Below are 13,689 nucleotides of genomic sequence, written 5' to 3'. Positions count from 1 at the left end.
CTAAATTATAAAAATCTTTTTTCATAAAGATGCCAGGAGCTTATACCTACCGCAATTACCACCAACATACATACCAAAGCCATTACAAATGGATTGTAATCTTCAAACAGTCCTAAAGTCTGGAAAGTTCTGATAATAGGGAAGTGGAAAATGTAAATTCCATAGGTGAAATCTCCATACTTTCCGAAATTATTTAAGAATTTGAATGAATAGGCAATATACATTACAATGACCCCGATCATCATTGGGGAAAAAAGCTGAACTTTTAAAAATAAGTCAATCCACACCGTAACGAAGGCAATGATGAAAATGAGATTTTTATGTTGAATGAATTTATCAAAATTAAAGTAAATCAACATTCCAGGGATAAAATAGGATAATGTTCCTGGAAGCTGTTTGGCAAGTGAAATTTTATTTAAAGATTCAAAATAATTGAGATAAATAAGTGATAAGAAATATAAAATAATCAAACTTGTATTTCTGTATTTATTATTTTTTCCAAAAAGTAAGAACAACAAAGGAACTGCAAAATAGTAACACATTTCTATTTTTAATGTCCATAAGGCACCATTCACTGCTTGATTCCCAAAAACTCCGGGAAGCCAGGGTGCTTTAAAATTTAAAAATAATGAATTCCAAAATAGGTACTTGTAAACTTGTGTATTGCTGAAATATTCGGTGAAAGAGTAGGTGCTTACCAGGCTCAATAAAATTGCGCATAAAAAAATAACCAACAAGTAGGCGGGAACAATTCTTTTGATTCTCTTTTTTAAATAGCTTTTCAGGCTTGAAGACCTCTCATAGCTCCTTGCAATAAGAAATCCGCTTACTGCGAAAAAACCAAAAACAGCAATTTCTATAGGGCTGTGCTCAAAAATCTTGAGATCAGGAGAAGCGCTGAGTGTGCCAAGATGTCCCAGAAAGACAATAAAGGCAAGGAGAACACGTATAAAATCAAAATTGTTTCTCGTAATATCCTGCATTTGTATTTTGTTTCCTGCAAAAATAACTTTTTTAATAGAATGAACGATGCTCATGGATTCATTATTTGTTAAATAAAGGGAAAATGAGGTGTCCCTATTTTTAAATATATATAAATAATCGTCGATGAAATAATTTTTCATAAAAAATAGTAATATAAATCAAAAAAATTATAATTTTAGCGCTTGAAAAAATTGATCTATGAAGAAATTAGCATTACTATTTGCAGGTTTATCTTTGTTTGCTGCAGCTACAGGCTGTAGTAGCGACAATGATACTGTTCTGGAAGCTCCTCTTGTTGGGACATGGCAACCGTTAAAAGAAGTAGTTACCACGGTAGAAGTTGGTGAAGACCCGGTTTCTAACACGATTACTTATACAGATTGTCAGAAACAGACAAGATGGTGGTTCAGCGTTGATTCCAAAGGAGGGAAAACGAACTGGGGAGATACTGCTACACCTGGTCAGTGTGCTATTCTTTCAGATATAAAATTCAATTATACTTATAATAAGGAAGGGAAAGACGTTCAGATGAAAATCCAGGGAATCGTAGAGCCGCAAAATGCAAAGGTTATTACTTTGGATGCTACAACGCTCAATCTTGCGGTAAGAGAGGAGACTCAGGATCCTACTATATTCCAGACAAGAACATATACCTTCAAAAGAGTTACTCAATAATAGTATATACTTCAGGATATAAAACAGATCTCATCTCCGGATGGGATTTTTTTGTTGAGGGTAGAATTGCAATTCATCATAAATTCAATTTCTATTTACTTTAAAATCATTAATTTTGTGAATCTTGACAAAAGATAAATAATTCAGTCTAACATATAACATACATACAAAGTGTTTTACGATCATCAGCAGATAGAAAAAAAGTGGCAGAAATACTGGGAGGAAAATCAAACCTATAAAACCTCTAATAACACAGACAAACCTAAGTTTTATGTACTCGATATGTTCCCATATCCATCAGGAGCAGGACTTCACGTAGGTCACCCGCTGGGATATATTGCATCGGATATCTATGCGAGATACAAAAGACACCAGGGGTTTAATGTACTCCACCCGGTAGGATATGACAGCTTCGGACTTCCTGCTGAACAGTATGCGATCCAGACAGGACAGCATCCGGCTGTTACTACAGAACAGAATATCAACAGATACGAAGAGCAGCTTAAAAAAATCGGATTTTCGTTCGACTGGAGCAGAGAACTAAGAACTTCAGACGCTTCCTATTATAAATGGACACAATGGATTTTTATCCAATTGTATCACTCGTGGTATAACAAAAATACGGATAAGGCAGAATCGATTGAGTCTTTGATTCAACATTTTGAAGAAAAAGGAACAGAAGGATTAAATGCTAATCAGAACGACGAATTAAATTTCACTGCGGAAGAATGGAAGAATGCTTCTGAAATTGATAAAGAAGATATCCTTTTAAACTATCGTCTTGCTTACAGAGCAGAAACGACAGTAAACTGGTGTCCTGCATTAGGAACCGTACTGGCGAATGATGAGGTGAAGGATGGAAAATCCGAAAGAGGAGGATTTCCGGTATTCCAGAAGAAAATGATGCAGTGGAGCATGAGAATTTCTGCGTACTCTGAAAGATTATTACAGGGATTAAATACATTAGACTGGCCGCAACCGTTGAAAGATTCTCAGGAATACTGGATCGGAAAATCTCAGGGAGCTCAGGTGCAATTCAATGTAGAAGGTCATGATGAAACCGTTGAGGTATTTACCACAAGACCTGACACCATCTTTGGAGCTACCTTTATGGTATTGGCTCCGGAAAATCCTTTAGTGGAAACGATTACTACAGATGCTCAAAAAGTAGAAGTAGATACTTATATTGAAGAAACTTCCAAAAAAACGGAGAGAGACAGAATGTCTGACGTGAAAAACGTGAGCGGAGCTTTCACAGGAAGTTATGCAATCAATCCTTTCAGCAATGAAAAAATGCCGATCTATATTTCAGATTATGTGTTGATGGGATATGGAACAGGAGCTGTGATGGCAGTTCCGGCACATGATGAGCGTGACCACAGATTTGCGAAGAAATTTAATCTTGAAATCAAGAAAGTGGTAGAAACGGAAGAAGACGTTCAGGAAAAATCTTTTGATTCCAAAGATTCTGTTTGTGTAAACTCTGATTTCTTAAACGGATTACATTATAATGAAGCGAAAGCAAAAATGATTTCCGAGATCGAAACGAAAGGAATCGGTCATGGAACTACAAACTACAGACAGCGTGATGCTATTTTCTCAAGACAGCGTTATTGGGGAGAACCAGTTCCTATATATTATAAGGATGGAATGCCTTACACGTTGCCAACTTCTGCTTTACCTTTGGAACTTCCTGAAGTTGAAAAATACTTACCTACAGAAGATGGAGATCCGCCATTAGGAAATGCAAAAGAATTTGCATGGGATGAAGCTAACCAGAAGGTAGTGGCTACAGATCTTATTGATGACAAAACTATTTTCCCGTTAGAATTATCTACAATGCCAGGTTGGGCAGGAAGCTCATGGTACTTCCTTAGATATATGGATCCTAACGATGAAGAAACTTTTGTTAAAAAAGAATTAGCAGATTACTGGGGGCAGGTAGACCTATATATAGGAGGAAGCGAGCATGCAACCGGTCACTTATTGTATTCCCGTTTCTGGAACATGTTCTTAAAAGACAGAGGCTATATCAGCCATGATGAGCCATTCCAGAAATTGATCAACCAAGGGATGATCTTAGGGATGAGTGCATTTGTGTACAGAATTGACGGTACGAATCAATATGTATCTAAAAATTTAGCTAAAGATTATCAGACTCAGCAGATTCACGTAGACGTATCCTTATTAAAAGGAACCTCTGACGAATTGGATACAGAAGCCTTCAAAGCATGGAGACCGGATTATGCTGAGGCAGAATTTATTCTGGAAGACGGAAAATACATCACAGACCGTGAAGTAGAAAAAATGTCCAAGTCAAAATATAACGTAGTCAATCCTGATGACATCTGTGAAGAGTATGGAGCAGACGGATTAAGATTATATGAAATGTTCTTAGGACCGTTGGAACAATCCAAGCCTTGGAATACTCAAGGGTTGAGCGGAGTGTATGGTTTCCTTAAAAAATTCTGGAACCTGTATTTCAACGGAGATGTATTTGAAGTTTCAGACGAAAAACCTACAAAAGCGGAATACAAAGTTTTACATACCTTAATAAAGAAGGTGGTATACGATATTGAAAACTTCTCTTTCAATACTTCAGTATCATCCTTTATGATTGCTGTAAACGAGCTTCAGAAAATAAAATGCAACAAGCGCAATATTTTAGAACCGCTTGCCGTTATCATTTCTCCATATGCTCCTCACATCTGTGAAGAATTGTGGAGTTTATTAGGACACGGTACATCGATAGAATTTGAACAATTCCCGGCATTGAATGAAGATTATCTGGTTGAAGACGAAATTGAGTATCCGGTAAGTGTAAATGGTAAAATGAAGTTCAAAATTTCACTTTCAGCGCAATTATCTGCCAAGGAAGTAGAAGATTTGGTGATTTCGAACGAGAAAATGCAACAGATTTTGGAGGGTAAAACCCCTAAAAAAATCATTGTAGTCCCTCACCGTATTGTGAATATCGTAATTTAAAAAAAAATTAACATTGGGAAATTAAAAAAAATGGGTGTCTTATTTTTATGATTTTTTAATTCAAATGTTAAATTTGGATAAAATAAATAAAATAATTTAAAATAATTATTATTTCGAAATCGTATTAAAATTTCTTTATCAAAAAAAAGCAAAATGTTTAATTAAGACTCTTGCATTTTAATTAATTTTGCCTTTAATTTACACCCTGTAAAATTTTAAAACAATATAATTTAGTTAAATATGGAAATGAATGTTTCAAAAAATGATGAGCAAGTAGTTGCTAGAAAGGCAGGAGGTTTAAATCCAGCTGTTATTATTCCTATTCTATTTGCTATAGGAGTATGTATTTATTTATTCGTTCTTGGTAGCCCAGGAAACTTTAAAGATGCAGATAAACTAGGAAGTGGTTCTGTAGCTTTTTCAAGTGTTGAAGGAAAAGACATTCACCCAGAATCGTTTTTAGGTATTATCTACAAAGGAGGGGTTATCGTACCAATCTTGATTACTTTCATGATTACTGTAATCGTTTTCTCTTTTGAAAGATATTTCGTTCTTGGTAAAGCAGCTGGAAAAGGAAACTTAGACAACTTCGTTGTTCAGGTAAGAAGCTTACTAAACCAAAACAAAATCGACGAAGCTATCGAAGAGTGCGACAGACAACAAGGTTCTGTTGGTAACGTAGTAAAAGAAGGTCTTACTACTTACAAAGCACTTTCTCACGATACTACATTAAATAAAGAGCAGAAAATGGTAGCTCTTAACAAAGCTATCGAAGAAGCTACTACTCTTGAGATGCCAATGCTTGAGAAAAACATGATGATCCTTTCTACTCTAGGTACAGTTGCAACCCTAATCGCACTACTTGGAACAGTAATCGGGATGATCAAGGCGTTCTTTGCATTAGGTTCAGGAGGTGGTACTCCGGATGCTGCTGCTCTATCTACAGGTATCTCTGAAGCCTTGATCAACACGGCATTAGGTATTGGTACTTCAGCAATCGCTATTATCCTTTATAACTTCTTTACATCTAAAATTGATGGATTAACTTACAAGATCGACGAGATCTCTATGAGTATCCAACAATCTTTCGCTGAATTCAACTAAGAATTAGCAAGATATTTGCATTGGCAATTAAAAGAAGTTTAATTAAAAATATTTTATAATAATGGCGAGAGTCAAACCTAAAAGACATGGAGTCGTAACGGACATGACCGCAATGTGTGACGTTGCGTTCCTACTTCTTACGTTCTTTATCTTGACCACTCAGTTTAAAAAACCTGACGTGGAGCAGATCAAACCGCCATCTTCAATTTCGGAAAAATTGCTTCCTGATGCTAGTTTAATGACTATCAACGCTACTCCGGACGGAAAATTCTATTTCCAGCCGGTAGAAAATGCATCAGAAAGAATTGCTCTTTTGGATAAAATGGGACAAAAGTATGGAATTACTTTTGACAACAACCAAAAAGCTGCTTTCCAGAAAGTTCAGGCAATCGGAGTTCCAATGAACCAGCTTAAAGGTTACTTGGATATGCCTGCAGATGAGCAGAAAAATTATAGAAGTCCGTCAGGAATTCCTATGGACAGTACAAATAAGCAATTAATTGATTGGGTAAAAGAAAGTTTGAGCGTTAACCCTGACTACAAGTTAGCGATTAAAGGTGACGTTACAACTGAATATCCTAAAGTGAAAAGCCTATTTGAAGGTTTAAGAGATATTGATTTTCTTAAATTTTGGTTGATTACATCACAAGAAGGTAAACCTAACGAATAATATCGATAGAAATGGCAGAAGTACAAGTACAAGAGAAAGGCGGCAAGGGCGGCAAGGTCCGTTCCAAGAAGCAAAACACCAGAGTCGATATGACTCCGATGGTGGACTTGGGTTTTCTATTGATTACCTTCTTTATGTTCACAACTACGTTCAGTAAACCGAACGTTATGGATTTGGGTCTTCCGGCTAAACCGAAAGATGAAAAACAAAAACCACCTCCAACAGAAATTAAACTTTCTAACTCAATTTCTATCTTATTAGGAAAAAATAACAGAGTTTTCTGGCACCAGCAAGATGCTACATCTTTGAATGACCAAACTCTTATGGAAACTAGTCTTGACAGAGAAGGAATTAGAAAAGTAATTCAGCAGGCAAAATCTAGAGCTGCAGATCAAACGAAATTTACCGTGATCATTAAGCCAACTGACGATGCTGTATATAAGAACTTTGTTGATATTCTTGATGAAATGGCAATTACCAAAAGTGAGCAGTACGGGGTTACTGACATCAAACCTTGGGAAAAGGCTATTTATGAGAAAAAAGTAGGAGGTGCTGCTGCACCGGCTGCTGCTACAAAGTAATTTAACCATAAAATTGTTATATCTAATCTATGGCAGATGAAAATGTATACGGTCAGAATCTTACTTTAGACGAGATCGTATTTGAAAATAGAAACAAGGAATATGGTGCCTATGATCTTAGACATCAGTATCCGAGACTTTTAACAAAGTCTTTTATTATCGGAACAGCATTATTCCTTTTGGCAGCTTTGTCTCCGTTCATCTATCTTACGATTAAGAATCTTACCGCTCCGCCTAAGCAAGAAGTGAAGGCAGATCTGGTAGATATTATCGAAGAAGATCCGATTATCGAGCAGCCTAAAGAAGAAGAACCACCTCCACCACCTCCACCTCCAAAAGAAGAGGAGAAAATTGAGGTAATTCAGAACGTGGTTCCTGAGCCTGTAAAAGCTCCGAAAATTGAAACTCCACCACCACCGATTTCTAAGCAGTTGGAAACTACAACTGGTTTACAAAATCAGGAGGGGGTAAAAGCTCCGGCTTATACACCACCGCCGCCACCACCATCTACAGGTACTAAAGCCAGTACAGTAGAAGTAAAAGCGAACAACCCTAACGAGATCTATAAAGATGTTGACCAGTCTGCAGAATATCCTGGAGGTATGGGTGCATTAAGAAAGTTCTTGGGAGATAACTTCGATACTTCTTTGATGGAAGGAGGTGAAGGAACACTTAAAGCGAAGCTTAAGTTCGTTGTAGAAAAAGACGGAACTGTTTCGAATGTTACTATTGAAGAGAAATCTCCAAATGGCGACTTCAACAGTGAAGCAATGCGTGTAGTTAAGAAACTTAAAAAATGGACTCCTGCGAAGAGAAACGGGGAGAGCGTTAGATCTTACTATAGCGTACCATTTACGATGAACTTTGAATAAGACTTATTTATTCAAAATATAAATAAAAAGAGAGGCTTATGCTTCTCTTTTTATTTTTTTTGGTATTTTTGTTACATGATGTTCAATTGGTTATCCCTGGTTACGGGATTGTTTTATATCGTTTTAGGAATTGTAGTGATTGTCTACAAATTCTTCTTTACTATTTTAGAACCTGCTGTTGCTTATGCATTAGGAGTGGTGCTCATTATTTATGGTATTTTTAGAATTTACAGAGCGATCTCAAGAATTAAAAAATCGAGAAATGAAGAATAGTTTAAAGCTTGCAGTAATTTTTGTCTTGAGTATGATGCTTGCAAGCTGCAAAAAGGAGAAAAATGCTCCCTCCTATCACAAAGGTGATCTTACCATTTTTACCGACGAATCTTTTCAAAGCGTTACAGAAGCATTAGCAGAAGGCTATATGATCAACTATCCTGAAACACACATCAAAGTAGAAACCAAGAAGGAAGATTTAGGACTTTTGGATCTTTTGAAAGGAAGTGCTAAAGCGGTAGTAATGTCCAGAAATCTTACCCCTGAAGAAATAAAAACATATGAGGAAAGAACAGATCTAAAGTTTCTTCCTTCCAGATTTGCTGCGGATGCAGTGGTTTTTGTCGTTCCTAAAGACTCTCCAAAAGAAAGTATTTCAATGGAAGAAATCAACAACGGTCTGATGTCTGATAAAAAAGAATTTATTTTTGACGGAACCAACTCCAGTAACCTGAATTTTGTTGCTGAGAAATTCAAAAAACAACCGAAAGACCTGAAATTTTCAATTATTCCGGGAAATCAGAAGATTATAGAGGAATTGGGGAAATATCCTGATAAAATAGGCGTTATTGGATTGAATACTTTCAGCCGTCCTTATGATAAAACTTCAGAAAAATTAAGAGAGATGGTGAAGGTTCTTCCTGTAGTAGAGAAAGGTAAATCATATAATGCAGATTTTGATGGACTCCGTACAATGGAATATCCGTTTACAAGAGTGCTTTATTTCCTGATTAACGAAGGTAATTTCAATATTGCCAACGGATTTATAAGATTTTCATGTACCCATTTAGGACAGAAGATTGTACAGAAAGAAGGCTTGCAGCCGTATAATATTTATAAGAGAGAAGTTCAGATGCGTTAAAAAATATTAAATTCACAATTTAACCATATTAAACTTTTTGATTTGGTCTAAAAATTGTGTATAATAAAACTCAATTATTAGAAAATATAAAATGAAAGATATAATGAATATGAATGTAAAGAAGATTGCTTTAGGAGCAGCCGTGGTATTTTTTGCCGGTTTTGCCTCTGCACAGACATTGCAGGATGGTATCAACAGTATAGACAGTGATAAATTTGCGCAGGCAAAAACAAATTTCACTGAAATGATTGCTAAAGAGCCCACAGCTGAAAACTACTTCTATTTAGGAAATACTTTCTTAAGACAAGGAGAGCCGGACTACGCTAAGGCAACTGAAAATTTCAATAAAGGCTTAGCTGCTGACGGTAAAAGCTATCTGAACAAAATCGGTTTAGCTGCCGTTAAATTAGGTAAAGGTGATAAAAGTGCCGTTGCTGAAATTCAGAAAGTAGTAACTGATTCAAGAGAAAAAGATGCTGAAGTTCTTTTCAGAGCTGCTGAAGCATTAACTCTATTCGAGAAAAACAGTTCACCTGATCTTGCCATTCAGTTTTTGACTAAAGCTATTGAAAAAGCTGAGAAAAAAGGTGTTCCTGCACACTATTATTATACATTAGGAGATGCTTACAGATTAAAGAGAATGCCGGGAGAGGCTATGTCTGCTTATGATAAAGCATTACCTACTGCTAAAAATAAAGCTTCCGTTTATACAAGAATGGCAACTTTATGGATGGCTGCACAACAATGGCAGCAAGCTAAGCAAAACATTGATAAAGCTGTTGGTGTAGATGCTACTTACGCGCCTGCATATAAGGCGTTGGCTGGTTATAATATCAGATATCAGCAGAATGCGAAAGCTACACAAGACCTTATCAACTATACAAAGTATGCTGATGAAGATCCATATACTCAGTTAGAAATTGCAAAACTATACTTCACAAACGAAGATTATGCAAATTCTAAAATGGTATTAGACAAAATTTTTGATAAAATTGATGATCCGATTAAGTTCAAATTAAGAGCGTATAATGCCTATGCAGATAGAAATTATGCAGATGCTAAGCAAAATATGGATACTTTCGTTTCTCAGGCTGAGAAAACAAGAATATTGCCTGCAGACCAAGGTTTACAGGGGCTTATTGCTGCTGGTTTAGCGAAAGATGAAAAAGATGCTGCTAAGAAATCTGCTTTAATGGCTGAAGCTCAGCAAAAAGTAGGTATTGCAAAAGCTGCTAAGGATGAAACAATGAAGTGGGATCTTGAATTGGCAAACATCGCAGGCGGTGGAGGAGCTTCTCAGGCAGAAGCTGACAAAGGACCTACCAATCCTGAAATTGAAGCATTGAAACAGAAAGTTGCTGCCAACAGTCAGGATTCTGATTCATTATTTAAGTTAGCAACAGCGTACCAGGATGTTAAAAACTGGAACGGAGCTATCCTTACATGGCAAAAAATGTCTGCCCTTCTTCCGGATTGGGCACCTGCATATTACAGCCAGGGATATTCTTACCAACAAGCTGGAAATAATGACGCTGCAAAATTGGCTTATGAGAAATTCATCAGTACAGTAAAACCAGCTGATCAGGAAGCTAACAAACAGACTCTTGCTTACGCTTACTTTGCGGTAGCATACATGAGCAAAGATTCTGATGCTACAAAAGCAAAAGATTATGTAGCGAAGTCTTTACAGTTAGATCCTACTTATCAGGATGCTGTAAAATTAAATGCAGAAATCAATAAGTAATTTAAAATTTAAATTATAGATATTAAAACTTCCCATACGTAATGTTTGGGAAGTTTTTATTTTAAACCCTATCTTTGAGTTTATGAAAACTGATATACTTGCTTTTGGTGCCCATCCTGATGATGTAGAACTGGGATGTGGCGGAACTATTGCCAAAATGGTTTCTGAAGGAAAAAAATGTGTTGTTGTAGATCTTACAAGAGGTGAGCTCGGGACAAGAGGTACAGATGAAACCAGAAAAGCTGAGGCCGCAGATGCAGCCAAAATCCTAGGACTTTCTGCAAGAGAAAATCTTGGAATGAAAGATGGCTTTTTGGTAAATTCTGAAGAATACCAAATGAGAATCGTAAAAATGATCCGCAAATACAGGCCAGAAATCGTCTTGGCTAATGCAATTGATGATAGACATCCGGATCATGCAAAAGGAGCGAAATTAGTGTCGGATGCGTGCTTTTTGTCCGGACTGCGGAAGATTGAAACCGTATTGGAGGGAGAATCTCAGGAAGTATGGAGGCCGAAGCATGTTTTTCATTATATTCAGTGGAAAGATATCAAACCGGAATTTGTTATTGATATTTCGGAGCATCTTAATACAAAGTTGGAAGCTTGTATGGCATACAAAACTCAGTTTTATGACCCAACGTCTAAAGAACCTGAGACTCCCATTACCACAAAAGACTTTTATGAAAGCTTAACTTACCGTGCTCAGGATTTAGGACGGTTATCGGGAGTTGCTTATGCTGAGGGCTTTACGTCTGAAAGATTAATTTCTTTGAAAAATTTTGATGGAATTGTTTGGTAGTTGAGGAAATTGTCCTATATTTGCACTCAGAAAACGGTGATTGTAGCTCAGTTGGTTAGAGCGTCGGATTGTGGTTCCGAAGGTCGTGGGTTCGAGACCCATCATTCACCCTAAATTAGCACATTTTCGAAAGATAATGTGCTATTTTATTTTATCTCTGAATAGTCAGTTTATATTAATACGCCACTTTTTGGTGTGTTAATTTTCTTTTTAATGACTTTTAAAAGTATATTTGCACGGTAATTATCAACATAATCGGGGATGAAAAATATATACTTTTTACTTTTTTTATTGAATTCTATACTAATTTCTTCAACGGTAAGGTATGTGAATGCTAATTCCAATGCTGGAATTGCACCTTACACTTCTTGGGCTACAGCAAGTAATGATTTACAGACAGTCATCAATGCGAGCCAGATTGGGGATGAAATCTGGGTATCCAGCGGAACTTATATTCCAGCACGAGATCCCTTTGGAAACAGCTCTCCTTCGGATAGTCGGGATAAAACGTTTTATTTAAAAGACGGTATTTCTGTGTATGGTGGATTTAATGGAACTGAGATATCTTTAACAGAGCGAAATATCAACAATAATATAACAATTCTGAGCGGTGATATAGGTACCTTAGGAACTAAAACTGACAACTGTTACCATGTTGTATTGTTTTCTGGTCATAGTACCAATGCAATTGGTGTGAGATTAGATGGATTTTCTATTACTAATGGCTTTGCGAATGGTACTGTTAATAATAATCTAAACGGAAATGTTGCTTCGAGATTAGCAGGTCCTGCCATCTATTTTATTAACGGAAATAATACAATTTCCAATAACAGGATTTATTTGAACTCCGGCTATTCAGGTGGAGGAATTTATACTTCAAATGGTAATAATATCATTTCAAACAATGAGATTTATAATAATAAAGCTTTTTATGACGGCGCAGGTGTGATTGTATTTCAAGGAACCAATACCATTACCAACAACTATATTCACGATAATACTGCCACGGGCGATGGTGGAGGGATCTATGCGGTTTTGGGTGTAAATAATGTAATCAGTAAAAATGTAATTGCTAAAAATAAAGCTGGGATCAGCCAGATTGATACCTATTATTATGGCGGTGGTGGTATTTATACTGAAAAGGGTTCAAATCTCATTGTAAATAATCTGCTTTACGAAAATACTTCAAACTATATGGGAGGTGGAATTTTTCTTTATTACGGAAGCAATAAAGTCATCAACAATACCATTTATAAAAATACAGGAACAAGAGGAGGCGGATTTTTTACCTATTTGGGAAATAATTATGTAAAAAATAATATATTCTGGGGTAATATCAATGGTACGGATAGTCAGCCCGGAGCAGATTATAAAAATCATAATGACTGGCCCGCTGAAAATTACTTCTACAATAATCTTTTTCAGCTGCCGCAGGGATTTTATACTTTGGCAAACCAAAATTCTTTATATGGTTATCCCAATAATATATTCCAGACTAATCCCGGCTTTACAGATGAAACCAATATTGTTGGAGCTGATGGAATTTTAAGAACTTCAGATGATGGATTATCCTTGTTACCCGGTAGTGTTGCTGTTAATTACGGAGTATTAACGGATGCTCCTGCAGATGATATAAGAGGAGTAGCCCGTATGGGTAACCCGGATGCCGGAGCTTATGAATTGATGGGAAGTCTTGGTGTTGCAGAAGTATCCATTAATGATTTTAAAATTTATCCAAATCCTGCTAAAGATGTTTTAAATATAAAAACTGGTCATAAAATTTTAAAGGTGGAGATCTTTAATCTCACAGGGCAGCTCATAAAAACTACAAAAGAATCAAAAATAAATATTTCAGAACTTCCGACTGGAAACTATATCCTAAATGTCGTTACAGAAAATAAGATCATTACAGAACAATTTATTAAGGAATAAATTATCTTTAATTCTTACCCTATTTTAGCCTTTCAAAATCTGAAAGGCTTTATTTTTTTCAAGTCTGTGTAATAACTTTTCGCTTGATTTACTGTAGCCTAAAGGGCTGCAAAATAAATTCTATGATCAGTGACTAAAACACTTATATTTGTTTAAGGAGAATCGTGAGAAAAATCTCACTCAACTCACTTTAATCAAAGCTATT

General features: G+C 36.2%; 12 protein-coding genes and 1 tRNA gene. 12 read left to right on the top strand and 1 reads right to left on the bottom strand.

Annotated elements, in window-relative coordinates; translation table 11 throughout:
• Positions 1-5: 5 nt before the first annotated feature.
• Positions 6-1,037: an acyltransferase family protein gene (locus DDF69_RS03190; protein WP_162800864.1), complete on the bottom strand. Its 1,032-nt coding sequence runs from the start codon at positions 1,035-1,037 to the stop codon at positions 6-8.
• Positions 1,038-1,182: 145 nt separating this feature from the next.
• On the opposite strand from DDF69_RS03190, the gene DDF69_RS03185 reads away from it, so the two are divergent.
• From DDF69_RS03185 to DDF69_RS03130, 12 genes are all read left to right on the top strand, one after another.
• Positions 1,183-1,659 (top strand): lipocalin family protein, encoded by a 477-nt coding sequence (locus tag DDF69_RS03185; protein ID WP_047373532.1) that lies wholly within the window; start codon positions 1,183-1,185, stop codon positions 1,657-1,659.
• Positions 1,660-1,830: 171 nt separating this feature from the next.
• A complete protein-coding gene (leuS, locus tag DDF69_RS03180) occupies positions 1,831-4,644 on the top strand; it encodes a leucine--tRNA ligase (RefSeq protein ID WP_114819493.1) in 2,814 nt (937 codons plus the stop codon).
• Positions 4,645-4,884: 240 nt separating this feature from the next.
• The gene (locus DDF69_RS03175; protein WP_105681686.1) at positions 4,885-5,748 is read left to right on the top strand and encodes a MotA/TolQ/ExbB proton channel family protein; all 864 of its coding nucleotides are present in this window, start codon (positions 4,885-4,887) and stop codon (positions 5,746-5,748) included.
• Between the two features lie 61 nt (positions 5,749-5,809).
• Positions 5,810-6,418, top strand: a complete 609-nt coding sequence (locus DDF69_RS03170) for an ExbD/TolR family protein (protein WP_114819492.1) — start codon at positions 5,810-5,812, stop codon at positions 6,416-6,418.
• An 11-nt stretch (positions 6,419-6,429) separates the two neighbouring features.
• Positions 6,430-6,999 (top strand): ExbD/TolR family protein, encoded by a 570-nt coding sequence (locus tag DDF69_RS03165; protein WP_114819491.1) that lies wholly within the window; start codon positions 6,430-6,432, stop codon positions 6,997-6,999.
• A gap of 29 nt (positions 7,000-7,028) precedes the next feature.
• On the top strand, positions 7,029-7,871 hold the full coding sequence (locus DDF69_RS03160; RefSeq protein WP_062675757.1) for an energy transducer TonB: 843 nt from the start codon (positions 7,029-7,031) through the stop codon (positions 7,869-7,871).
• Between the two features lie 75 nt (positions 7,872-7,946).
• Positions 7,947-8,144, top strand: coding sequence for a DUF308 domain-containing protein (locus DDF69_RS03155; RefSeq protein WP_171006307.1), 198 nt, complete (start codon positions 7,947-7,949; stop codon positions 8,142-8,144).
• Positions 8,134-9,006, top strand: a complete 873-nt coding sequence (locus DDF69_RS03150) for a PstS family phosphate ABC transporter substrate-binding protein (RefSeq protein ID WP_114819490.1) — start codon at positions 8,134-8,136, stop codon at positions 9,004-9,006. The genes DDF69_RS03155 and DDF69_RS03150 overlap by 11 nt, the downstream gene beginning before the upstream one ends.
• A gap of 91 nt (positions 9,007-9,097) precedes the next feature.
• On the top strand, positions 9,098-10,750 hold the full coding sequence (locus DDF69_RS03145; RefSeq protein ID WP_114819489.1) for a tetratricopeptide repeat protein: 1,653 nt from the start codon (positions 9,098-9,100) through the stop codon (positions 10,748-10,750).
• 82 nt (positions 10,751-10,832) lie between these two features.
• Positions 10,833-11,552, top strand: coding sequence for a bacillithiol biosynthesis deacetylase BshB1 (gene bshB1 / locus DDF69_RS03140; protein WP_114819488.1), 720 nt, complete (start codon positions 10,833-10,835; stop codon positions 11,550-11,552).
• Positions 11,553-11,587: 35 nt separating this feature from the next.
• Positions 11,588-11,663 (top strand) — tRNA-His (locus tag DDF69_RS03135).
• Positions 11,664-11,813: 150 nt separating this feature from the next.
• Positions 11,814-13,484: a T9SS type A sorting domain-containing protein gene (locus tag DDF69_RS03130; protein ID WP_114819487.1), complete on the top strand. Its 1,671-nt coding sequence runs from the start codon at positions 11,814-11,816 to the stop codon at positions 13,482-13,484.
• Positions 13,485-13,689: the final 205 nt, after the last annotated feature.

It is taken from the genome of Chryseobacterium sp. KLBC 52, from assembly GCF_003347605.1.
Lineage (GTDB): Bacteria > Bacteroidota > Bacteroidia > Flavobacteriales > Weeksellaceae > Chryseobacterium.
The sequence above is the reverse complement of the archived record's forward strand: the minus strand, read 5'-3'. Positions and strand labels throughout refer to the sequence as shown.

Bases quoted from the DNA above. Each gene is read 5' to 3' on its own strand.
- DDF69_RS03190 (WP_162800864.1), bottom strand. From the start codon at position 1,037: ATGAGCATCGTTCATTCTATTAAAAAAGTTATTTTTGCAGGAAACAAA.
- DDF69_RS03185 (WP_047373532.1), top strand. From the start codon at position 1,183: ATGAAGAAATTAGCATTACTATTTGCAGGTTTATCTTTGTTTGCTGCA.
- DDF69_RS03175 (WP_105681686.1), top strand. From the start codon at position 4,885: ATGGAAATGAATGTTTCAAAAAATGATGAGCAAGTAGTTGCTAGAAAG.
- DDF69_RS03170 (WP_114819492.1), top strand. From the start codon at position 5,810: ATGGCGAGAGTCAAACCTAAAAGACATGGAGTCGTAACGGACATGACC.
- DDF69_RS03165 (WP_114819491.1), top strand. From the start codon at position 6,430: ATGGCAGAAGTACAAGTACAAGAGAAAGGCGGCAAGGGCGGCAAGGTC.
- DDF69_RS03160 (WP_062675757.1), top strand. From the start codon at position 7,029: ATGGCAGATGAAAATGTATACGGTCAGAATCTTACTTTAGACGAGATC.
- DDF69_RS03155 (WP_171006307.1), top strand. From the start codon at position 7,947: ATGATGTTCAATTGGTTATCCCTGGTTACGGGATTGTTTTATATCGTT.
- DDF69_RS03150 (WP_114819490.1), top strand. From the start codon at position 8,134: ATGAAGAATAGTTTAAAGCTTGCAGTAATTTTTGTCTTGAGTATGATG.
- DDF69_RS03145 (WP_114819489.1), top strand. From the start codon at position 9,098: ATGAAAGATATAATGAATATGAATGTAAAGAAGATTGCTTTAGGAGCA.
- bshB1 (WP_114819488.1), top strand. From the start codon at position 10,833: ATGAAAACTGATATACTTGCTTTTGGTGCCCATCCTGATGATGTAGAA.
- DDF69_RS03130 (WP_114819487.1), top strand. From the start codon at position 11,814: ATGAAAAATATATACTTTTTACTTTTTTTATTGAATTCTATACTAATT.